The sequence below is a fragment of the Ktedonobacter sp. SOSP1-85 genome, assembly GCF_016587415.1.
Classification (GTDB): Bacteria; Chloroflexota; Ktedonobacteria; order Ktedonobacterales; family Ktedonobacteraceae; genus Ktedonobacter.
Window position 1 is genome coordinate 1,310,019 of sequence record NZ_BNJI01000003.1, and the last position, 22,729, is coordinate 1,332,747.

21 protein-coding genes are annotated in these 22,729 nt (G+C 52.7%); 12 read left to right on the top strand and 9 right to left on the bottom strand.

Annotated features, from left to right (window positions below; translation table 11 throughout):
• From dnaB to KTE_RS43815, 7 genes are all read left to right on the top strand, one after another.
• Nucleotides 1-1,398 carry a replicative DNA helicase gene (gene dnaB / locus KTE_RS43790; RefSeq protein ID WP_201393370.1) on the top strand — a complete coding sequence of 466 codons (1,398 nt, stop codon included), beginning with the start codon at nt 1-3 and terminating at the stop codon, nt 1,396-1,398.
• 97 nt (nt 1,399-1,495) lie between these two features.
• The gene (locus KTE_RS43795; protein ID WP_201393372.1) at nt 1,496-1,810 is read left to right on the top strand and encodes a hypothetical protein; all 315 of its coding nucleotides are present in this window, start codon (nt 1,496-1,498) and stop codon (nt 1,808-1,810) included.
• A 272-nt stretch (nt 1,811-2,082) separates the two neighbouring features.
• The gene (locus tag KTE_RS43800) at nt 2,083-2,841 is read left to right on the top strand and encodes a ParA family protein (protein WP_201393374.1); all 759 of its coding nucleotides are present in this window, start codon (nt 2,083-2,085) and stop codon (nt 2,839-2,841) included.
• Complete coding sequence (locus tag KTE_RS43805) at nt 2,825-3,832, top strand: hypothetical protein (protein ID WP_201393376.1); 1,008 nt, start codon at nt 2,825-2,827, stop codon at nt 3,830-3,832. The genes KTE_RS43800 and KTE_RS43805 overlap by 17 nt, the downstream gene beginning before the upstream one ends.
• 343 nt (nt 3,833-4,175) lie before the next feature.
• Complete coding sequence (locus tag KTE_RS48550; RefSeq protein ID WP_236600996.1) at nt 4,176-4,664, top strand: hypothetical protein; 489 nt, start codon at nt 4,176-4,178, stop codon at nt 4,662-4,664.
• A 614-nt stretch (nt 4,665-5,278) separates the two neighbouring features.
• Entirely contained in the window at nt 5,279-5,527 is a 249-nt protein-coding gene (locus KTE_RS43810; protein ID WP_201393378.1) for a hypothetical protein, read from the top strand.
• A gap of 116 nt (nt 5,528-5,643) precedes the next feature.
• Nucleotides 5,644-7,059, top strand: a complete 1,416-nt coding sequence (locus KTE_RS43815; RefSeq protein WP_201393380.1) for a PP2C family serine/threonine-protein phosphatase — start codon at nt 5,644-5,646, stop codon at nt 7,057-7,059.
• 82 nt (nt 7,060-7,141) lie between these two features.
• Here KTE_RS43815 and KTE_RS43820 read toward each other — a convergent pair whose 3' ends face one another.
• Nucleotides 7,142-7,558, bottom strand: coding sequence for an MGMT family protein (locus tag KTE_RS43820; RefSeq protein ID WP_201393382.1), 417 nt, complete (start codon nt 7,556-7,558; stop codon nt 7,142-7,144).
• A 396-nt stretch (nt 7,559-7,954) separates the two neighbouring features.
• Here KTE_RS43820 and KTE_RS43825 point away from each other — a divergent pair, with 396 nt between their 5' ends.
• Entirely contained in the window at nt 7,955-8,464 is a 510-nt protein-coding gene (locus tag KTE_RS43825) for a pyridoxamine 5'-phosphate oxidase family protein (protein ID WP_201393384.1), read from the top strand.
• A 185-nt stretch (nt 8,465-8,649) separates the two neighbouring features.
• On the opposite strand, the gene KTE_RS43830 is transcribed toward KTE_RS43825, so the two are convergent.
• Nucleotides 8,650-9,609 (bottom strand): RNA polymerase sigma factor RpoD/SigA, encoded by a 960-nt coding sequence (locus tag KTE_RS43830; protein WP_201393386.1) that lies wholly within the window; start codon nt 9,607-9,609, stop codon nt 8,650-8,652.
• Nucleotides 9,610-10,162: 553 nt separating this feature from the next.
• Between KTE_RS43830 and KTE_RS43835 the strand changes: the two genes are divergently transcribed.
• From KTE_RS43835 to rpsU, 3 genes are all read left to right on the top strand, one after another.
• Entirely contained in the window at nt 10,163-11,578 is a 1,416-nt protein-coding gene (locus tag KTE_RS43835) for a pentapeptide repeat-containing protein (RefSeq protein WP_201393388.1), read from the top strand.
• 388 nt (nt 11,579-11,966) lie between these two features.
• A complete protein-coding gene (locus tag KTE_RS43840; protein WP_201393390.1) occupies nt 11,967-12,338 on the top strand; it encodes a zinc-ribbon domain containing protein in 372 nt (123 codons plus the stop codon).
• Between the two features lie 5 nt (nt 12,339-12,343).
• On the top strand, nt 12,344-12,526 hold the full coding sequence (rpsU, locus tag KTE_RS43845) for a 30S ribosomal protein S21 (RefSeq protein WP_007919684.1): 183 nt from the start codon (nt 12,344-12,346) through the stop codon (nt 12,524-12,526).
• A 153-nt stretch (nt 12,527-12,679) separates the two neighbouring features.
• On the opposite strand, the gene KTE_RS43850 is transcribed toward rpsU, so the two are convergent.
• The 3 genes from KTE_RS43850 to KTE_RS43860 form a co-directional block, all read right to left on the bottom strand.
• Nucleotides 12,680-13,168, bottom strand: coding sequence for a GNAT family N-acetyltransferase (locus tag KTE_RS43850; RefSeq protein WP_201393392.1), 489 nt, complete (start codon nt 13,166-13,168; stop codon nt 12,680-12,682).
• Between the two features lie 284 nt (nt 13,169-13,452).
• Nucleotides 13,453-14,331, bottom strand: coding sequence for a dihydrofolate reductase family protein (locus KTE_RS43855; protein WP_201393394.1), 879 nt, complete (start codon nt 14,329-14,331; stop codon nt 13,453-13,455).
• 1 nt (nt 14,332) lies between these two features.
• Complete coding sequence (locus KTE_RS43860; protein WP_201393396.1) at nt 14,333-14,581, bottom strand: hypothetical protein; 249 nt, start codon at nt 14,579-14,581, stop codon at nt 14,333-14,335.
• Nucleotides 14,582-14,907: 326 nt separating this feature from the next.
• Between KTE_RS43860 and KTE_RS43865 the strand changes: the two genes are divergently transcribed.
• Complete coding sequence (locus tag KTE_RS43865) at nt 14,908-19,017, top strand: DUF6788 family protein (RefSeq protein WP_201393398.1); 4,110 nt, start codon at nt 14,908-14,910, stop codon at nt 19,015-19,017.
• A 541-nt stretch (nt 19,018-19,558) separates the two neighbouring features.
• Here KTE_RS43865 and KTE_RS43870 read toward each other — a convergent pair.
• From KTE_RS43870 to KTE_RS43885, 4 genes are all read right to left on the bottom strand, one after another.
• Nucleotides 19,559-19,792 (bottom strand): hypothetical protein, encoded by a 234-nt coding sequence (locus tag KTE_RS43870; protein ID WP_201393400.1) that lies wholly within the window; start codon nt 19,790-19,792, stop codon nt 19,559-19,561.
• A gap of 393 nt (nt 19,793-20,185) precedes the next feature.
• On the bottom strand, nt 20,186-20,497 hold the full coding sequence (locus KTE_RS43875) for a transcriptional regulator (RefSeq protein ID WP_201393402.1): 312 nt from the start codon (nt 20,495-20,497) through the stop codon (nt 20,186-20,188).
• Nucleotides 20,498-20,500: 3 nt separating this feature from the next.
• The gene (locus KTE_RS43880) at nt 20,501-21,223 is read right to left on the bottom strand and encodes a hypothetical protein (RefSeq protein WP_201393404.1); all 723 of its coding nucleotides are present in this window, start codon (nt 21,221-21,223) and stop codon (nt 20,501-20,503) included.
• Between the two features lie 365 nt (nt 21,224-21,588).
• Nucleotides 21,589-22,371 carry a DUF6585 family protein gene (locus KTE_RS43885; protein WP_201393406.1) on the bottom strand — a complete coding sequence of 261 codons (783 nt, stop codon included), beginning with the start codon at nt 22,369-22,371 and terminating at the stop codon, nt 21,589-21,591.
• Nucleotides 22,372-22,729: the final 358 nt, after the last annotated feature.

Consider the following 22,729-nt stretch of genomic DNA (forward strand, 5'->3'; position numbering starts at 1 on the left):
ATGGAGCGTCTTTTACCTCAGAATACCGAGGCAGAGGCTGGCGTCCTTGGTAGCCTGCTTATTGACCCCGAGGCAATCGCGAATATAACCAGTTTTCTGCGTGTGGATGATTTTTATCGTGATGGGCATCGCCTGATCTATGAAGCGGTTGTCACACTCTACGATCGACATGAGCCAGCCGATTTTGTCACAGTCTGCCATGAGCTTGAGCGCCGTAATAAGCTTGAGGAGGCTGGCGGTGAAGATTATGTTATTGCGTTGATTAACCAGGTTCCTACCAGCGGAAACGCCGAGTACTACGCGCGCATTGTTGAGCAAATGGCCTTGTTGCGCCGCTTAATCCATGCCGGTAGCCAGATTGTGGCAACAGCCTATGGCGAGGAGAATGCAGAGGCGGCCCTTGAGCAGGCGGAACAAACCCTTTTCGCCGTGCGCCAGGGATATGCCCATAAACGCGCTCAGAGCCATCACATCCGCGATGTGATCACAAACTATATGGAGAGGCTTTCAACCCTTTCAGAACGCCAGGGAGCGCTTGTAGGCGTTCCTACGGGCTTTTCTGACCTGGATCGTATCCTGGGAGGCTTACAACGTTCTGACCTGATTATTCTAGCGGCCAGGCCCGCTGTGGGAAAAACAAGCTTCGCTTTGAGCCTGGCGTATAACACAGCTCTGCTGAGTAAGAGCATCGTGGGCATATTTAGCCTGGAGATGAGTTCTGAGCAGTTAGTGCAGCGCCTGATCTCTATGGACGCACAGATTGATCAACAGCGCCTGCGTACGGGTGATCTGTATGACGAGGATTGGAACTTACTGGAGTCCTCTATGGCTTCACTCTCCAGTGCCAGCATTCTCATAGACGATACGGCTGGCATCTCGGTTTCACAGTTGAGCAGTAAAGCTCGCCAGTGGATGTCTGAGTATGGTGGGCTAGATCTTCTGATTGTCGACTATCTCCAACTTATGCAGCCCCCCGCCTCCGAGAGACGCGCCGAGAATCGCGTCCAGGTGGTTGATGAGATGAGCCGCCAGTTGAAGGTGCTGGCGCGTGAACTCAATATTCCCATCATTGCCCTGTCTCAGCTCTCGCGTGCCGTCGAGTCGCGTCAATCAAAGATACCAATGCTCTCCGACTTGCGTGAATCTGGCGGCCTGGAGCAGAATGCTGATATTGTGCTGTTTATCTATCGTGATGAGGTCTACAATCCCAATACCGAGCGAGGAGGCCTGGCTGACATTATTATCGCCAAGCATCGTAATGGTCCCACGGGAGAGGTATGTCTCTCGTTTAATCGCAGCCAGACGCGTTTTCAGGACTTCGATGTGAGCACCAGGATTCCTCTCCCCACCTCGAATACCCAGAGCGACTATATGCTGGTGGAGAGCGAAGAAGATTAGACTTGCCCCTTGATGATTATTGCCTGTGTTTGCAGTTTGGTGATAAAAAGAAGCAAGGTTCTTTTTATTGTCTCGCTAGCTAAAAATGGGGTGCGTCATGAACGTAATGCGAACAACCACTGAAGTTGCCAGCCAGGATGTATTTGAAGATATGCTAGTGGTGTCAGAGGCTGCGGTCTTGCTTGGGGTGAAGGCAGGCCGCGTACACGCGCTTATTGAGAGTGGTGCTCTACCCTCGCGTTTTGCCACTCGCGATGAAATCGCACAACTGCTGACTGTTGGTCGTGTGCGTGGGGTCCCCGGTAGTGGCATTCGCCTGGTGCCCAGATATGCCGTTGAGGCGGCCCAACATCGCCCAGGTCGCGGGTGGCGCAAGGGACGTTCACGCAAGCCAAAGGATGCACAGGCTTAAGTACCTTTCCACCAGATTACATCTCACACATAGACGTCTACGTGTACGTGACGTATACGTTTGTGTAATATGCCTTATAGCTCATTTTAAGCCTTTTTTCTGATACACAAACAGAATGACATATGTTACAATGTGGAGGAATAGGCGTTTTCTGTGGTAAACATCATAGTATACGCCGACACAAACGTAGACGTAAACGTGAGCTGAATGTCGCTGAAGAAAGCAGGCATCACCACTATATTTATTAGTTATTTCGTTAAAAGGAGTGTGCCTTGAAGATCATTAGCCTTGCGAACAATAAGGGAGGCGTGACCAAGACGACCACTACGGTCAACCTGGGATATGGCCTGGCGCGGGCCGGGCGGCGTGTGCTTATTATTGATACTGACGCTCAGAGCAATAGTACCTATAGCCTCCTGGGGCACCTGGATCAGGAGCCAACCCTCTTTGATGTCTTGATCAATGGCGTAAAGATGAGCGATGCCATTGTGCCTACACAGCATGAGAATCTCTTCCTGGTGCCCAGTTCCATCAATCTGAGTGCCGCCGATCTCTTGATGGCTTCGGCCGCGGGTAGAGAGCGCAAACTGGCGCGCGCGCTCTCCTCTGTCAAGGACTTTGATTATATCCTGATTGATACGCCACCTAACCTGGGTGTGTTGACGGTAAATGCCTTCATGGCCTGTACCGATGTGATCATTCCAATTGCCCTTACCACCTATGCCTTGATCGGTATTGGTATTCTGGAAAGCACCATGCAGGAGCTGCGTGAGAACCTGGATGTGGAGCTGCCTATCTTTGGTGTGGTGGCTAACCTCGATGATCACACGCGCTTGAGTACCGATGTGTTGGCGGCTGTTCGCGATCACTTTGCTGGCAAGGTTTTTGATACGGTTATCCCTCGTAATATTAAGGTAGAAGAAGCCCATAATCAGATCGCCTGCCTCTTCGATTATGCCCCTGCCAGCACGGGCGCCCAGGCATATAGCAAACTTGTACAGGAGGTTTTACATCGTGCCGAAGGAGCCTAAGAAATTTATTAATCCCTTGCTGCGTCCCTCGCCTGCCGCTGAACAAAAGCCAGAGCCTGAGCAAGTAGTGGAGAAGCCTTCTCGCAGAAGCTCTGCCGAGAAGTCGGCTTCTCCCCCTTCTCAATCTGGATCGCAGGTAGAGGATGTTGTTTCTGCTCCTGTGCAGACCACCAGGATCCGCGAGGAGCAGCCTCAAGAACAACAGCTTCCCTCACCTGAAGTGTCGCGGAGTACTATCCATTCTCACGTTGAGGAAGATGAGGCAGAGGCAGAAGTTGAAGTTCCCACCAGGGAGCCAGCTTTTAGCGCAATGTCTGCCCAATCCCAGGCATCGACGCAGACACAAACATATGCGGCTCCGTATACGTATACATCTCAGCCAGAGCAGCAAGCGCCTGCTCAGAAACGCCAAACCCGGCCTAAAGAGGCACGCCTTGAGCAAGCGCAGGTGCCTCAGTTTCCGGCTCCGCCACCACCAACTCAGTTGCCAGCGTCAGCCTATGCTACTGAGGAGCGACGTCCTATGTATGAGCGCCAGCAGCGGCCTCTTGAGCCAACTGCCTATAGCGAGCAGGTACCAGAGCGCCAAACCGCTCCTTATAATAGAAATATATCTACTGCTCCTGGCTATACTCAGGATGCTAGAAGCATGTCGGGTCCCCTTGGGTATACCCAGGCAGAGATCGGCGATTATCCATCTTCATCTTCCCAGTTCTTACCATCTCAATCGACGGCGCCCTTGCCTGCCCTGTCTGAGTCGTTTGAGCATCGAACGGGCGAACTTCTAGAGACGACTGAGTTTTCTGCTCGAGGTTCGTTGCGGCGACGGCGCGGTGCCCAAACTTTTGAGCGAACCCATGAGCGTATCACTCTCTGGATCGATAAACGCCTGAAGCAGGCCTTTGATGAACTGGCCTATGAGAGCGAACTCCCTAAGACGGCTCTCCTCAACGAAGCAATCGCGGACCTCTTGCGTAAATATCGCGGTTAGCTTCCAATGCCCCCTTTTAAATGCTTACGTAGACTGCTCGAAGCCACAAAAATGTCTACGTAAGCATTTTTGTGTATGATGCTGTAACCGTACACGTGTACGTTCTTTCTCATTGTTGAATAAACCACTAATTATCTTGCAAACGTGTACGTACACATATATGTAGTTGTATACAGATGTGAAGGCATTTTATTTGATAATTTTATGCTGCGAGCTCATAAACGTATAGGTCTCTGTCATCGACTACGCTTTTGGCTACGATGACGCATCCAGCAACGACAACGTTGATAGCAACATAACTGTTGTCGTCTCTGTACTTGTTTTCGTGTACGAGATCGTACACGTGTACGTATATGCAATTGTTTCTGTAGCTGTAAACATAGCTGTAGCTGTAAGCGAAGATGTATTTGTTTCTGTACTTGTAAACGCGTCTGGCAACAGAAACATATGCGTCTATGCATTCGTTTTTGTAATCGCACACATTTACGAAACTGGTTCTGTAAACACAAATGTAAACGCAAACAGCAACGTACACGTTTACGCTTGTGTTTGCGTTTACGTAGGTTTATATGGAAGTATATTCATTTACATAGTCGTTATCGTCATTGTAGTCGTTACTGTAAATGGAAACATCTGTGTAAGTGTACTTGTAAGCATAAACGCATATGTCTTTGTTTGTGTAAACGTATACGTTTACACAAACAAAGACATATGCGTAACCAGATACAGAGATGTGTTCACAAACAATAACGTGTATGCACACGAAAATGTTGTTGTAAGCGAGGACGTTAGCGTATGCATCAACGTCCTCGCTTACGCTGAGCTATTCTGACGCCCTTCTCCTGGCCCTGGCATAATCCTAGGTATTTCCCTTTTATGTTGAGCTACTGGTTGCGCATACTCGTAAACGTAAACGTAAACAAGTGCGTTTACATCTTTCTGTAACGCTAAATGTTTTGCTGATTGAGGAGATAAGAGCTACTTAAATGCCGGCTATTCTTATAGTCTTTGAATGAAGCGCTCATAGGATGATGCTATGATTTTTGTCTACGTCTACGTCTACGTTTACCGAGTAAAGAGCCTAGATGGCCTGTTTGTGATGTCTGAAGAAGAAAGTGGCCAGCACTAAATTCTGGGACTATGAAGTTCTATTATAAGACAGGTATAAGACTCTTATATGTGTGCTAGAGCTTGTTATGCTTGAGGGCGTTAGAGGTGTAGGAGCGGGCTCTCTCTTATACTTTCTCCAGGATAGGGGTGGAGCGTGGCAGGAGGATATTGGGAGATCGAGCTAAGTGTCATTCTTATACTTAATCTCAGAAAAGGTTAGCATGTATTTCTGTGTCTACCGGGTGCAAGGCCTGGGATAGGGCGACACCAGTAGTCAGTAGTCAGCTGTTCTTAATAATAAGATGCGTTTGTTCTTGAGCGAGAAAGGACATGGGAATGAACACAAGCGAGGTCGCGCTCTTACGCCAGCAGATTGAGCAGGAGATGCTGGCGATGAGGCGCGCGTTATCCGAGGTGGCGCTTGGTGTGGCACGCCATGGCTTTATTAATGCTCGCATGGAGCGCGTGGGCTCGTTTCAGGGCGCTCTGGCACGCCATGTAGGTGCAGATGAGGCGAATCTCGTAGTGTGTGAGCTATATGTGCAGGCGATGGAGCAGGAGGAACCCACTCCCGCGATCTTATAAAATTTCTTATAGTTTCAAAGCCTTTTCGTTTTTGCCTTCTCTGCCTGTTCGTCAGGTATTTGTTACTTGCTGCTGAAGGTCTTGCTCTTTATTTGTTCTGGAAGGGATTTCGCGCGATGTTGGAGGAGCTGAAAGCCGCTTACGATCTCCATGTAAAGTTACGCAGGTGCGCCTGGTGTGTACTGGTGCTGTTACCTATATCGTTTGTGCTGCTGGGTGGCTTTCCTCCGCGTACCTGGTCGCTCTGCCTTCAGGCGCTTCTCAGCTGGTCCATGCACTGGCGGGAGATGATGTACCAGGCGACGCTCGTCGTGCTGGTCCTGGCATCTCTCTTCTGGTTTATTGCCTGGGGAGGTCTGCTCTGGTTTGCCCTCTGGCTGGTAGTCCATCATTTGCAATTTCGACCTGTAGCCGATATGTCTTCCGTACAGGCAGAGTGGCAGCCTCTGCCCATGTCGACTTCTCCCACGATACAGAAGGTTCCCTCAGCGTCTCTGCCGGGACTGGTGGAGCTTACCCCTTATAGAGGGAGCGAGAGCCTGACGGCACAGATGCAACGTATACGTCTACCGCAACGTACACCACAAATGCAGACGGGTAATCTGGCGCTTAATCTCTCGCCATTCCCTTCGGCGCGCCCTTCTTTGCCAGATCGATCCGCTCCCCCCTCTGTGGCGACCATGGTTGAGTTGCCGGAGATTCCGACGCGGCCCGCAGGTCGTTCTGCAACGGATCCGCTCTCCTCGCGTTCGTCAACGTTAGAACCTCTGGAGGTGGGAATTGGTTGGAATAGTGGCGTCGTACGTATGAGTAAGCCAAATGAGGATAGTGTGATGGTTTTGCAGGGAACCTGTACCTATGAAGAGCAGTTGATGCCTTTTGCTCTCTTCGTCGTCGCCGATGGTATGGGGGGACACGACAATGGACGTGATGCCAGTCGCCTGGCGATGCAGAGCATGATGCATAGCGTGCTACAGAATATTGTGATGAGCAGGGAACTTAGCGATGAGTTCTTGATAGATATGCTCATTGGAGGAGTAGAATGGGCCAATCGTGCCATCATTCAGCGTGGCCGCGAGCTAAACGGGAATATGGGGACGACACTGACCGCCTCCCTGGTGGTAGGTCTCAAGGCCTATATCGTCAATGTTGGTGATAGCCGTACTTACCTCTACCGCGAGGGCTTCGGTCTCAAGCAGGTTACACGTGATCACTCGGTCGTAGCCACGCTGGTCGCCTTCGGCGAGATTACGCCAGAACAGGTCTATACCCATCCCGAGCGCAATAAGGTCTATCGCAGCCTGGGCCAGGATGAGCATATCGAAGTTGACTGGTTTATGCTTAATCTGCTCTCCCAGGATCGGCTCCTGCTCTGTTCAGATGGCCTGTGGGAGATGGTACGCAATCCAGAGATCGCGCGCCTCCTCCAGCAATATCCCAATGCCGTCACCGCCAGTGATGCCCTCACCAAGGCTGCCCTCATTGGAGGCGGCGTCGATAACATCAGCGTCATTGTTGCCCGCGTCCCTTGACCTCATTTGTGATTACGACATTGTACACACATACGTATACGTAAAAGAGTAGATATTGCTAATCCAGGAGATGGCCTGGGGATTAAGCGAAACGGGCCAGGTGCCTGGTGAGTTCTTTTACCTTCGGAGTTTTGCCCTGTGTATCAATGGAGATGCCTTCCTCCGCTAAAATTCTGGCCTGGCTCTCTACACCGCCGGGAAAGTTTACAATGAGGTTACCATTGGCATTGATAACACGCCAGTAGGCGACATGCTTGCTTGTGTCTCGCGCAAGGGCCTGAAGGGATTTTCTCATAGTCACGGGACAGGTACCCTGGACCTGGAATTGTTCTGTGAGCTTTTTGCGCAAGAGATCCGTTGTTATAAGCTGCTGCTCTGGTATCTGCTGGATTAACGCCTCCAGTGCCGCGGGACTTGGAAGTAACATTTTCCCCCGTCCACCAAAGAATTTAACCCGGTTCTCGGGAATATCTACAATGGTGTCTACCTCTTGTGCCATAAGACCTCCTTATCATGTCTCTGGCTTCCTGGCTACTCTCTACTGAGAGCAGCGAACGAATGTACCAATAGCTGTATTATAGCATAGTAGGATGAAATATATCTACACAAGGGTTTTCCAAAATTACAGGATAGTTTCGCCAGGGGGGCAGTTTTCGAGCCTGCCATAGCTGCTTCATTATCTGTATCTGTTTGTAGGAGGAGGCGCCATTGGGTTGGATCTTCTTCTATGTTTTCGATAAGCGAGTATATGTCCTCTGGCATATGCTGCCTTTTCTCTGCTGTTGTGCTTGTGTTCACTGTGCTCATTATACGATAATGGTTTGTTGCTGTTGAAAGTAGATTAAGTTTTATGTGGAGTAAGTTTGTTTTCCTGGGGCCTGGAAGGAAGCGTAGTATGCATGAGACGGAAGAAGACCTTGAGCATCTGCAAACGTTGATGGAGAAAAGTATAGAGCAAGCGGGGGCGTTCGTGCGGGAGTCACTCCAGATGCCAGAGCACTCACTCTCTGCTCGCCAGCTTGTCCATCTATGGCGGGAGCCACAGACGGTCGCTTTTGCTACAGTGACGAAGAAGGGGGAGCCGCGCGTCTCTCCCATAGGAGCTCTGCTGATTCACGGCTATTTCTATATTCCTACGCTGGAGAGCGCGACCCGTACCCGGCACGTGGTAAATCGGCCTGGTGTGAGCTTTACCCTCTATCAAGGGAATGAGCTTGCTGTTATCGCCCATGGCAACGCCACCATCATCTGGCCCGACCAGGCAACCTTTGCCGAGGTAGAGACCTGTATGCGCGAGTGCAGTGGTCAGGGCGTGAGCGATTGGGGAGAGGGCGTTTTCCTGCGTATGGACCCGGCTATCCTCTACACCTACGCCCGCGAACTCGAAGCCTACCCCGAAGAGTGAGTGATAAAAAAATCGGGTCAATATTGGTGTGGAAGTGTGAGGAATAAAAAAGCGGGCGACCCTTTGGCGTCGGATCGCTCGCTACATATGCTCTCTCTCGGGTGGTGTCAGAAAAACTGTAGAGGTTGGGGATAACCTCTACTCCCCATCGTCGTAGTGACTCAATGTATCGTCCCTTCGCTAAGTCACCCCAAGAAGTCCTGGAGCCTGCGGTCTCGGCAAGGATGCCCCAGTTTTTTTAGTGCGCGAAACTCCATCTGGCGTACAGCCTCGTGGCTTAAGCCCATTTTCTTTCCCGTCTCCGTTAAGCTATGCTCACCGTTCCCGTTTAACCCAAACCGTAGTTGAAGCACTTTCTTTTCTCGGGGTGTCAGACAATTCAAAATATCCTGAACCTGTTCCTGTAGGGTCTGGGTGAGGACCACGCGCTCGGGCGAATAGATCGGATCATCCTCTAATACCTCGCTTAACGAAATCTCGTCGTCACCTCCTTTACGCGGCATATCCAGGCTGATGGTCTCCTGGTTCGTTGAGAGCAGGGCAATGACCTCGGGGACACTGATCTCCATCTGGATGGCCAGCTCTTCGAGCGTAGGCTCGCCCGTCTCTCCCTGCTGCATCTTGCGTTTTACCCGCCCCAGGCGTTTGATCTCTTCAATCTTATACAGTGGCACACGGATCATGTGAGCCTGCTCCGAGAGCGCGCGTGTAATGTACTGGCGGATCCACCAGGTAGCATAGGTGCTGAAGCGATAGCCCTTCTTATAGTCGAACTTATCGACGGCGTGCATAAGCCCGAGATTGCCTTCCTGGATGAGGTCCATCAGGTCGACGCCAAAGCCTCTGTATTTCCTGGCGATGTGCATGACGAGACGCAAGTTGGCCTCAATGAGCTGGCGTTTAGCTTCCTGAGCTTCATTGTCGTCCAGGCGTGCCGAGCGTGAAAGACCGCGCTGTTTTCTAATGTTAGCCTGAGCCTTCTCAATGCGTTGAGCCAGGTCGGTGACCTCATCTTTTGAGAGCAGCTCTACCTGCCCGATCTCATAGCGATAGAAATGGGTGGAATCGCTGATATTCATCGCCTCGGGGTCAGCCTGAATACGGGTCGCGTGCGCTTCTCGACTCGTCACGGTCATGTCAATCATGAGAACTCCCTCCAACCGAAATCTAGCAAATACTGTTGTTTGATAGAAGTATAGGGGAAGGCCCTTTCTATGATCTCCCAATCTCCTTCCATGAAAATTAGCCCTGATGAAGGCCATGAGAAGACATTCTTTACTGAGTAGTCTGGACTTTTCAATTCCGGACAACACGGGAATGTTCCTGCTTCTCAGGAGAGCCTTCGCGCCTGCGGTGCTCAGGGGTAAGGGATGTGCGTGGAAAAACGGCAAAGCCGTTTTTCCACGCACATCCCTTACCCCTGAGGCTCGCGTAGCGAGCCGAGGCGGTTGACAGAAGAGGAAATGGTATATACGTCAGTATGCGCTTTTTTGTCTTATACCGGTCTTCTCTAAACGAATTTATGCTACGTAGAAGCAGATTTCATTTGAGAGAATTTGGCTGCTTGTACGTTTATGCTTTGTAGAGGATAGAGTCTTGAGACTGAGGCTGTTGTTTACGCGCGGCATGTCTTACAATATTGACAATACAAGCAGATCTTTTGATTACCACATTATCGCCTGGAGGGGGGCAAGGGCAATGGCAAACCAGCAACATTTAGATATTCTGCGCCAGGGCGTTGAGGCGTGGAATGCGTGGCGCGAGCAGGCACCGGGAATCAAGCCGGACCTGAGTGAGGCCACGCTCTGGGAGATCGACCTGATGGGGGCCGACCTGAGCCACACAAATTTTAGCGGGGCCAATCTTGTGCGTGCATCATTGCAAGGGGCGCGCCTCGAAAATGCCGTCTTCTACCGCACAAGCCTCTTCAAGGCCGATCTAAGCGAGGCAAGCATCCGCGAGGCCAACATGACAGGGGCCAATCTGAGTGGAGCCACCCTTCACAAGGCCGATTTGCAACGAGTTATTCTCTATCGCGCCACTCTCGCGGGGGCTAACCTCTTTGACACCACGCTTCACGAGGCCAATCTCTGCCAGGCAGACCTGCGCAAGGCGAACCTCTCCATGGCCCGGATGCATCACACCGACCTGAGCGGGGCGAACCTGGCAGGCGCTATCTTGGAGGGCATCGATCTCAAGGACGCCGTGGCTCATAAAGCCAATTTTACTGGCGCCAACCTGAGCGATGGCCTGCTGGACCAGGCTAACCTGAGCGAGGCCGACCTCTCCAACGCCAACCTGCATAATAGTATTCTCGATGAGACCGATCTCTCCAAGGCCATTCTGCGCGGAACGACCTTGAGCAAGGCCAGCCTGATTGGCACAAAGCTGCGCGGGGCCACGCTGGAACGCGTCGATCTGAGCAACGCTAATCTTGTGCAGAGCGATCTACGCGAGGCTATGCTGGCTCACTGCCTGGTCTATGGCATTAACGCCTGGGACATTCAACTGGAGGGGGCGCGCCAGCAGGAGTTGATCATTACCAATGCCTCCGCGCATGAGCCGGTGATTACCGTGGACGACCTGGAGACGGGCCAGATGCTCTATCTCCTGCTCAAGCAGACGCACTCTCGGGTCGCCTTTGGCTGTGCCATGCCTAAAGGTGTGCTTGTCCTGGCGCGGCGTGATGGTGGTTATGAGGAGGCACAGAGCATCGCCGCCCGCCTGCGTGAACTAGACTATCAACCTATCCTGGTGGAGCTGAGTGCCGCGCAGGGTGAGAAAGCCTGGGAGATGCTCCAGCGCCTGGCAAGCGTCGTTGGTTTTGTCATAGCTGATATCGGCGGTCCCGAGATTGCGCCCGAATTGATCACACTCTCCCAGCGCGGGCAGACACCCATCATCCCTTTCGCCTCGGCGCGGGCGGATAGCCAGGCCCTGCGTGGTAGCGCTCTCTTTGCCCAACCCTGGGTCTATCGTCCCCCCTTCTTCTACCAGCAGCCCGAAGAACTGAGCACCACCCTGCCCGAGCGCATGGTCTCGACCGCCCAGAGTCGCCTGCAAGAGCGCCAACAACTGCTTGAGCGCCTCTTCCCTCACCTTAATGAGGGGTAAGGCCCGCTACTGGCTACTCTAAAGGGCACATGGTATGCGGCTACTAGGTGCTTTTGCCTGCAAATGGTGTGATGCAGGATGACAGCCTGCGGCTGTCATCCTGCATCACACCATTTATAACGTTGTGCTTAAGTTTTTACGGCCCCTTGCCGAACAAGATAAGCGAGACACAACACATGATTTTTCTTTCAGTGGCTACGAAAGTCTCTTAAAAACGTAGCAATGTAAGATTTTTTATGTTATACTGTCACCAGACACTGTATTGGTGCATAGTTGCTCAAATTCGAGATGACCTTCTGTTATGAGACCCTTGTTTTGAAGCTGCGCGCGCGATACAGAGATTAGTTTATCGGGAAACTTTCCCTTTGTTTAGAATTGAGAGTAACACATGTCTTTAAGTGACCAGGTACTGTATTGCCGCGACTGCAATCAGGAATTCATTTTCACCGTTGGAGAGCAGGAATTTTTCGCTAGCCGTGGTTTGACCAACACCCCCACACGTTGTCCTTCTTGCCGTTCCGCGCGCAGACAGTCTGGTGGTCGTCGTGACAGCTTCGGGTCTCAGGGTGGCGGCGGTTACCAGCAGCGTGAGCCTCGCCAGATGTACACAACCGTTTGTGCGAGTTGTGGTAACGAAGCCCAGGTTCCTTTCCAGCCTCGCGCTGATCGTCCTGTCTACTGCCGTGATTGCTATCAGGCGCAGCCTTCTTCTCAGCAGCGTTCCTCTGGCGGCAGCAGCCGCGGTAGATCGCGCTGGTAAGCCTGATGAGTCAAGTTATTGTAGGACCAGACGATTCCTTCGAGTTTGCCCTTAAACGCTTCTCACGTAAAGTGCAACAGGCGGGTACCCTGGCAGAGGCACGTAGACGCAGATTCTACGAAAGCCCCCAGGAGAGGCGCAAACGCAAGGCGGAGAGCTCCAAGCGCCGTCAGCGTCGCAGCCGCTAAGTCGCTTGTCCAAACAAAAAACAAAGACTATCCCGTCACCTACTCAGGTGGCGGGATGCTCTTTTTTTGGCGCGATAACAGAAGGGTGAGTGTGTGAAATATCCATAGAGGCCACGCTTATGGCTTGCCATGAGCATGGCCTCTATTATTTGCTCATTCCCAGATGAGTTCCATCTCGGGGACGTGGTTGTGTTTGATGAAGAAGCCGAGCTTTTCGTAGACGGGCTGGCCGTCTTGAGTGGCATAGAGACAAATGCGGTGCGCATTGGTTGTCTTGATGAAGGCGAGCATGTCTTGCAGAATGCGCGTGGCGAGGCCGTGTTTGCGCCAGGTGGGAGTGGTGTACATGTTCAAGATGAGGGCCTCTTTGCCGGAGAAGTGCCTGGGCGAGGGTGGCTTCTCGATGAAGATGAGGCCGCCACACGCGACGATCTCGCCCTCGGCCTCGGCGACCCAGCTATGGTAGCTTTCGTCGGCGATCTTTGCCAGGAAGTATCTGCGGCACTCTCCCTCCAGGGCGGAGAAGATGGCTTCGTCCTTAACTTTGCGCGTCTCGCGCAGGAAGTCCAGGCGCAGGCGCACGAGGGCCTCAAGGTCTTCAGTGGTGGCTTTGCGGAGTGTGGGGACAGTCTGTATGCTCATATAAGATGCTTTACCTTTGTTCTAGATGAGAGATATGTATAGCTTAACCTCTCTCATTCTAGCACATCAATAACCTAAACATCGGGAAGGCCCGCCGCCCGTGCAGGAGGACTGAGGTAGGTGCGCGGCCGTACCCCCGAATGGGGGTCTCCGGCATGGGCATGGGAACCGATGTTTGCTGTCAACGTGGTGCCTCGGTAGAGCCACATTAACTAATGAACGAGGGGATGCCGTCATCTTTTTGCGGACACCCCCTCGTTCATCAGTTATTTTTCGTCACTCTTTCAAATATTCTGGTAGGTCAATCTTACGACGCTGTTACCAAACGTCTTTGTTTCTAGCAGTTTGAGGTTGACTTTCTCCTTGAATAAGGGCGCTCCACTGCCGACAAAAACAGGATGGACATACAGAACATATTCATCAACGAGGCCAGCCTTCGCAAAACTTTGAATGAGGCTGGCACTCCCAATAATCATCATATCCTTGCCAGACTGCTTTTTGAGTTTTTGTACCTCTTCCAGAGCATGCTCTTTGACCACTCTTGCGTTGTTATAGGTGCCCCAAGGAGCGCTTTCCAGTGTTTTGGAAAAGACCAGTTTGGGTTTCGGATTGATATGGTCAGCTAAGAACGGTTCCTCCTCCTTTGTCTTCTCAGGCCAGTAACCGACCATGCCGTGATAGGTGACCCGTCCCAATAAAAAGGCGTCGACCGATTGTTGGCCTTCACCCAATGCTTGCGCGATTTCATTCGTGTAGATCTTTTCCACCCAATCCATCTCAAGGCCAGGCCCTGAAACGAAGCCATCAAGAGTCACAAACTCGACTGCAATGATTTTTCTCATGCGGATTTCTTTCTGTAATTTGGTCCATTCATCCTCCAGAGCCCATTCCGGCTGGGTATGGACCCTCGCCGTCCCCTCGAAGAGATACTCTTTCTCGACCTTGACCATGGGGAGCCTGCGCCGTTCAGTATTGAGTTTGTCTAGCGCACGGGTGGCTTCCTTTTCCCTGGTGAGCAACTCCTGACGCGCAACGAGCCACTCGTCTCGTGAGACAATTGGTGGATAGTTCACGATGTTCTTCTTTGGTTTGATGATCGGATTGCTCTGCTTCTCCCTTGATTCGTCATCTGGAGGGCGCGTGCAAAGAGCAAGTACAAACAATCTACCAGAAGCCGATCAGGAAAACTTCTTCTATCTTGCTCACATCTCTGTGTGGCCAACTTTTAGAGTAATCGGCACTTTTGAAGCTCTCTCCCAGCACTGCCAACGGGTCCATGAAGCGACCGTGGAACAGGGCAAGCTTGATCTGGTACATGTACAGGCCGATGAGATCCGCGTCAAGGATCGGAAGATAGTCGCGTGGATGGGGTGATTTAATGGTTAGCCATGATGGTTTCCACGCGGTTCTCAACGCGGTGCCTCTGGTGGGGTATTAAAATCTTGTATAAAATCGCGCGTTTCACCCAATTCTCCTAGTGGCGCTGGTTCTTTTTCAAGGGGTTCCTCTGGTATAATGTAAGGGATTATTTCATTTTAAAGGCATAGATGGCCCATCAGGCGCGTAAGTCGTACCATGATATGTAAGCGCGTGCTTTAGCAGCGTGGCTCCCCTCATGACGTTTCGCGTATTTCATTGTATACTTCGGCGGTGTAGCTTCTTATGCGGAAACCAACGCCACTGTCGTGGCTAGCGCTCCGCGCTCAGGTTCCCTGAATAGGAAGAGGAGAGTTCGTGGGATGAATAGCAAAACGACATATCATCAGCAAGTCAGCTATTGTGGTAAGCCACGCTGCCGCAAGTGCCGCGAGGGGACGGGTCATGGGCCGTACTGGTATGCGTATAAGACGGTCGATGGACGCACCACGCGTACATATATTGGTAAAAACCTGCCACCGGAGATTCAGGCCCAGCTTGAGGGTCGCTCCGAGACCTCCGCGCTGGCGGAGGCCAGTTCGCAGTCGCAGGCCCTGGTCCGCATCTATGTGCTGGGCCAGTTCCGCCTGGAGCGTCGCTCTCCCCGCTCGGGTGAGTGGCAGACGGTGACGGAGTCGACCTGGCAGCACCAGCGGGTGCGCGCCCTGCTGGCGTCCCTGGTCTGCGCGAATGGGCGCAAGATGGGCCGTGAGCAGATTATTGAGATGCTCTGGCAAGATCTCGATTATGAGACGGCCTCCAATCGCCTGGATCGCGCCGTCTATAGCCTGCGCCAGCTCTTTGAGCCACAGCGTAGCCGTCCCGCAACCTCCCCACTCTTGCTGACCGAGCGCGAAGTCCTGGTCCTGGGCGATCAATCCCAGGTCTGGATCGATGCCGATGCCTTTGAGCAGTTGTTAACTCAGGCCAATGCATTGATACATAGCGATCCAGGACAGGCTGAGAAGCGCCTGAATGAGGCGGCGACGCTTTATGGTGGCTCCTTCCTCCCCGAGATGCGCAAGATGGAGTGGTCCGGTGCACGCCGCAGCTCGCTCCAGAGAAGCTGGATCGGCATGCTGTTGGAGCTGGCCGATATGCGCACCCAGCGCGAAGCCTTTCAGGACGCCATCATACCCCTTGACCGCCTGCTCGCGGTCGATCCCACCAATGAGGCCGCCGTACAGCGCATAATGAAGCTGCTGATCCACCTGGACCGGCGCGGCGAGGCTTTGCGTGCATATAAGCACCTGGCCCAGGTCCTGCGCCAGGAGTATAATATCGTGCCTCTGCCGGATACACGCCAGCTCTATGAAGACCTTAAGCGCGGCAATAAGAGCGTCGCGACCGAGGTGCGCGGGTCCGCCATAGGGGTTGCCGAGCAGATCACGAGCGCCCAGGCCACGCGCACCAGCGGTACGGAGACCAACCCGGCCATCCAGATTGGTCGTGCCCACCAGAGTCCGCTGATTGGTCGCGAGAAGGAGCTGGCGATCCTGCGCGAGATGGTGGAGACGACCGAGCATGCCGCGCGCTTCAAGCTGACCGTGCAGAAGAAGACCATCGCCTCGACTCTGGATACACCGCGTCGCCCACAGTGTGGTGTGCTAATGGGCGAGGTCGGCATCGGCAAGACGCGCCTGGCCGAGGAGCTGAGCCGCGAGGCACGGGGCAAGAGCTGGGCCGTGGCCTGGAGCCGCGTCTATGCCCAGGAAGGCTCGATCCCCTATCGCCTCTGGACCGAGGTGTTGCGTAAGGCCACGACCCAGGGAGCCTGGCAACGCCAGGAGCTGACGCGCCGCCCTCTTGTCTTCCAGCCACTGACCGCCCTATTGCCCGAGCTGACGGAGTTCCTGCCGCCCGTGGCGCTGACACCGCCCTTGCCACCCGAGCAGGAGCAGCTGCGCCTCTGGGAGGCCGCGCGCGAACTGCTCACACTTATCAGCGAAAGCACGCCCCTGATTATCGCCCTCGACGACCTACAATGGGCCGATGGCAGCAGTTGCGAGCTGCTGGCCTACCTGGCGCGACGCATCCAGGGCTATCCCATCGTTATCGTTGGCACCTGCCGCGACAACGAACTCCCGCTCAATCATCCGCTCAAGGCCCTGCTCACCGACCTGCAACGTGAGCACGCCGTCGAGACCGTCAGCCTGGAACCCCTGGAGACGGAGCAGATCAGCACGCTTGTCTCCTATGTCTCCAATATTTCGCAGCCGCTCGCGCAGAGCATCAGTAAGCGTGCCGATGGCAACCCCTTCTTCGCCGAGGAACTGGCCCGTGGTATCGGCGCGCAGTTGGCGACCGCCTCCGCTGGCAATGGCCAGAACGGGAACGGTCACACTACAGTAAGGAGTGCATTGGGCAAGGTCAACGCCAATGGCGAGGAGCCGCTGCCTGACACCATCTCCGCCGTGCTCGACCTGCGCCTGGAGCGCCTGAGCGATGTCTGCCGCCGCCTCTTGCAGAAGGCCGCTGTCCTGGGAGGCTCCTTCCAGTTCCAGATCATCTGCGCCATGGAGGCCAACACGCCCGACATGGACGAAGACCTCGTGCTCGACCTGCTTGAAGAGGGCCTGACCTCTGGTATGCTCACCGAAGAGGGCACGGGTACCCGTGTCACCTACCAGTTCTGGCATCCCCTGCTCGTCAGCCACCTCTACGACAGGCTCTCCGCCGCGCGCCGTGCCAGTCTGCACCGCCGCGCCGCCGATGTCTTCCAGCAGATGTACGGCGACCACGAGGAGCACGCCGCCACCATCACCGACCACCTCGTCAAGGGCGGGTCCGTCTCCAGCAAAATCGCACACTTCGCCGAGCTGGCGGCCCGCTTCTCCTACAGCCTCTCTGCCTACCCCGACGCCGAGAAGCACTACAAGATCGCCCTCGAAAACCTCGATCGTACCACCCAGAACCAGGAGCACTACGCCTATTTGCTAGAATGCTTGGGCGAGTGCACCCGTGTCCAGGGCAAATACGAAGAGGCACGTAGTTTCTACGAGCAGGCGCTAGAGGAACGTAAAAGGCTTAATGGTTTTGCCAGTCTTACAAAAGAGGAAGCGCAGATTCAAGCACTATTGTGTTGCGAAATAGGGGTTACATGGTATGACACAGGTGATGCGATAAAGGCGCAAAGCTTTTATCGGCAAAGTGAAGAGCTACTTCAAAGAGCTGACATTACAAATGGCTATGCCTGGGTATATCTTTGGTATTGGGAGAGCCGTAATAGTTGGAGAGAAGGAAATTATGATAGAGCAAGAGAGGTCTTGCTAGAGGCAATCCGGCTCTTTGAGGAGGCAACATCTCATCAAGGAAGCAGTATGGCAAGGCTACATTATTTGACTCAAGTACAACGAACTCTACTAGGTGATCCCGTCATTTTGGGGCGTATGTACAACCTCCTAGGAATGATTGAAACGGCTAGTGGTAGAAGTAGTGATGGGCTTAATCATTACAGTAAAGCCTTGACGCTCTTTGAACAATATGATCAAGCCAGAGATATTGCTCTATTATCTTGTAACATGGGCGACGTTTATTTGAGAAGGGCTGAATTTGAACAGTCTCAAGCTGCTTTAAGACGTTCATTAAATCTTGCCGAACGTGTTGGAGAAGCTCCATTAATATCTTTTGCTCAAGGAAATTTAGGCATACTTGCTAGTCGTTTTGGAAATCTAGAAGAAGCCAAAAATGAGTTTGCAAATAGCATCTCGTTAGCCGAGCAAATTGACGACAAAGCATCTGTTAGCCTTTGGTGTACTTATTTAGCAATGGTTTTGCATATTCAAGGAAAGTTTGCTGAAGCAGCAACTAATATACAGCGAGCGCTAACTATTAGCCGGAATTTGCACATCACTCCATATGTGGGAATGGCTTTGTTAGCTTTGGGCAGTTTACGGTTTACTCAAGCTCAAACTACTTTGGATAATGAGCAGGCTAAATTGAGACTTCTAAAAAAAGCTGAAAAGTCATCAGAGAGATTGCTTTCTTTGGATGGATTAGAGACCGAAACCAGATCAGAAGCACAATTGCTATTGGCTGAAGTAAAGCTACTTTTAAGCAAAATTGAGGCAGCTCAGTCAGAAATCACTCATGCTAAAGTGGATAGTGAGCAAAATGAGTTGAACTGGCTTAAAGCTCGCGAACAACGAATTTTTGGCAACATAAAAGTATACGCAGAGAGAGTAACCGAAGCCGCTCAATGCTATGATCATGCCTTGAGCGCTTCACGTAAATATGGTATGCGCCTTGAAGAGGCTCACACACTCTTGAGTTATGGGCAACTTCTGCTTAAGAAGCATGCCAACCTGACAGATAACGCAGAGCAAGCTTATCAGCGCGGTGTGAGTTATTTACAAAACGCCCTGCGCATCTTCAGAGAATGCGGCGCGGAGCTGGATGCCCGGCGCGCCGAGAAGATCCTCGAAGATCTGTAATCCGTGAGGCCCGCCACCCATGCAAGAGGACTGAGGTAGGTTGTGCCCCTGTGCCCCCCATTCGGGGGGCACAGGGGCACAACCTACCTCAGTCCTCTTGCTGGATGGCTGCACTTCCCTGGTAAGCCCCACGCCCGGCAGGAGAAAAAAGGTAGGTGCGCCCTTTAGAAGCACTATCTTTTTTCTCCTGCACGGGTGTGGGATGCCACCATCACGTACAGGCAGGCCTGCTACTAGTGTACGCGGCTACTGGTGATCCCCTCATGGGTGTGCTGCCCACAATCCCGTGGAGACATCTCAGAATTTGACGACGTTCACCTCAGAATGGTATGCCCCTATCAACTTGTAATCCTCAGCGACGAAAGCGACGATAGCCGTCCATCTCTACGACCCCCAGCGTCCGACGAGGTATGTCCGCAACGCGTGAAAATTGTGATCAAAAGGCCGCGCTAAAGCCCCCTCATCCGGTATTATTCTCTCACAAGGATATGACGCAGGCGAAGAGCAAAAATAAAAACGTCAGTACCAGGCTCGCCCACCGTCATTGCTTAGTACCGCACCCTTTGATCCTTAGCTCGCTGGCCTGCATACCTGGTACCGTCGACCAGGGCAGGCACCCATGACACACCCGTCCGCACCCAGAAAGGATGTGCCACCCATGAGTCTCGCACTGCGCAAAAACCAGATGTTCGCTCTCTTCCTGCTCGCCATCTTGACCCTGATCGTCGTCGGCCTCGTCGCCTTCAGCACCATTGCCCACATCAACTTGTGGCATTTCTTCACCTCTTTTGACTTCAAGCCTAATGCAATATATCCGCATGGCTAGAAGCTAACTCTTCGGATAACAGAACTTATTATCTGCGACGAGCCGCATGATTGGGCGAACCGCAGCAGAGCCGAATCGCCAGTACATCGTGGACCAGGCCTGTTGAAAGGATGGTTAGCATGTCACATTACGATTAGCCAGACATACATTCTCCAGCCGGACCCCCAGGCGGGGGCAGGACACTACTCCGTATCGGGCATTGCCCGACACCGCGCGAACGAGAGGACCATCCCTAGTGAGCCAGGGATGGTCCTCTTTTGTGTGTTTCCGCGCACGTGGGATGGGGCACCCCGCACCGTGTAATCCCTCACGGCGTTGCCCCCATCCCTCTCTCCACTTGCGTTATTGTTGTGCGCCCTGGCGAAGTTTGTCCAGGAGGTGCCAGTGGCGGGTGATGGCCTCCTGGCCCGTGGGAGTCAGGCTGATAAGGGTGTTGGGTGTCTTGCCGACAAAGCGCTTCTCGATCTGGACCAATCCGCCCCCTTCGAGCTTTGAGAGGTGGCTCGAAAGGTTGCCCTTGCTCAGCCCGGTCAGTTGGAGCAGGAAGGTAAAGTCTGCGCTTTGACAGGCCGAGAGAGCGGTCATAATCGCCAGGCGCGCGGGTTCGTGTATAAGTTTATCCAGATTAGCGAGTTCCTCAAAGGGTCCAGTCATGGGTTACTCCATTCCAGTCTGAGGGTCGCCTACTATTGGTGTAGCGGATACGCCTGCCAGGATCTGGCTGCGCACGCGGGCAAAGGCGCGTACCATATGCCAGTGGTCGAGCAAGCCCGCGATCAGGAGCAGCAGGCCCGAGCAGACGCCAATATTGAAGCCATACCAATCCGGTGAGGTGTATTTGACGTACAGCCAGTTGTAGACCACGCTATTGAACATGGGCACAAAGCTCAGGACCACGGCGATAGCGGCCAGAATCAGGTAATGTGCCTGCGCTTTCGCGAACAGCCACCAGTGGACGACCAGAAACAGAGCGAAAATCAGCAGCGTAAAGCTCACAGGCGAGTGCAGGCGGTAATCAAGCGGTGTCCCCACGAAGAAGTAGAGCACAAAGGCTGCGATAAGTTCCCATGTCAGCCATTTTTTGACCTGGTCCTGCGGCTTTACCTGGCCGAAGTGATTTTTATAATAACGTATGACCGCGAATATGACAACGAGATACAGGACCAGGGGGAGAAACATAGTTGCTATGAGAGCCAGGGTGGTGAGCGGAGAATCCTGGTTATTTCCAAACCACATATAATAGAGCCACTTATTCCAGAGTATACTAAATGCGCCCAGGAAGGCCAGAAAGCCACCTATAGTCGCCAGGATTAGCCCCGGCATAACAGTGTAATTGGTCACCAGCGAGCGAATGTCACGTGTACTCTGCCTATCCTTCATGATCGAATCCCTTCTTTCATAAACTAGTTTGCACTGCAAACTTATTGATATAAATATACATTGCACATGCCTCTTTTGTCAAGAGATTGCAAACTAGTTTGTAATAAAAACCGAAAAGCGGAGGCTAGTGCACCCAAGACGCATCAAATGAAGAGATGGCTGTTCGACTCCCACTTCCATGCAGATGTGGAAGGGGCATTTCGAAGGGAGAGAGGCAAGTGCTTCTAAATGGGGAATACAGCCGCTCAGTAGGAGGGGCCTGGTAGGTTGCGCCCCTGTGCCCCCGAATGGGGGTTTAGAAGCACTACCAGACCCCTGATGCATGGACGGCTGGCGGTTCCGTGACGAGTCAGGCCCCTCTGGTGCTACCGTCTGACCTGGCTAAGGATGGAGCGGGTCAGACTCATAAAGACGAAGAAATTGGGGATTTTGGCAACGGAGATGGTGGACCAGTTGAACCACTTGCCCTCTTTGCGTACAGAGACAATGCCGCGATTGACGCCGAACTCTTTGATCTCGTGCCAGGGGAGAGTCTCTTTGCCATTGCTCACACCCTGCTGGCTCACACTGAGGGGGCCGAAGTTGAGGACCTGGCCCGCGTTATAGGAGGCGAGGGCGCGTGGTAGCATGAAGGTGGTTATAGCATCGCTCAGGGCGTCACCGAGCTTCTCTACCTGTTTGAATTTGTCATTGAAGATAATCTTATGCCCGTCCAGGCGTTGGATTGTATATTTATGTGTCGTACCAGTATAGATGCCGTTGCGATAGTGTTTGGTGACCTGCTGCCACATGGCCTGGACCTGGTCCCAGCGGAAGGGGTCCGCCTGACTGCCCTTCATTAGCAAGAAGCCCTGCTCACAGAGATAGACGCGCCAGGACATATGTATCAGGAAATCTACAACATAGTAGAGCAGCAATATGAGGCCTAACAGAAAAAGGATGAGCAGAACATTGCTACTGTCATTGCCTGTATTAATGAGAATAAAGCCGAATAGAAGCGTTATAATCAGTCCCGCGATGAGCCCGGTAAGATAATGCCGGGTTAAGCCCACCTTAAACTCCGAGTGGTAAGCGCCCAGCTGATAGGTGCTTATCGCCTGTTGCGCGGCGGGAGAAAGGGTTGGACCTGCTTGATATGGGTAGGCCATAAAAATGGTTTCTCCTTAAGAATAGGTAAAATCACAGGCGCCAATGGCGCGATATGCATATAAATTAGCAGATAAACTGAGATTTGACTAGAGTTTTTATCTATTTAAATTACAAATGTGAGGTAATACCACTTTTTACCACTGCGTGGCTCGCGGGTAAGAGGTGTTGATGGCCGTGTGGTGCTACCACACGGCCATCAACACCTCTTACTCCATGTCTTACAGTTCAATGCAGGCGGCCTTGGTTTGAGTCTGACACACATTTGGTGTTTCGATCCAGGGCTCTGAAAATAATCTCTGCAGTCCCTGGTCAGGGTCCCATGCCATGCTGAAATGAGCAGCCATATGCTCTAGTAAG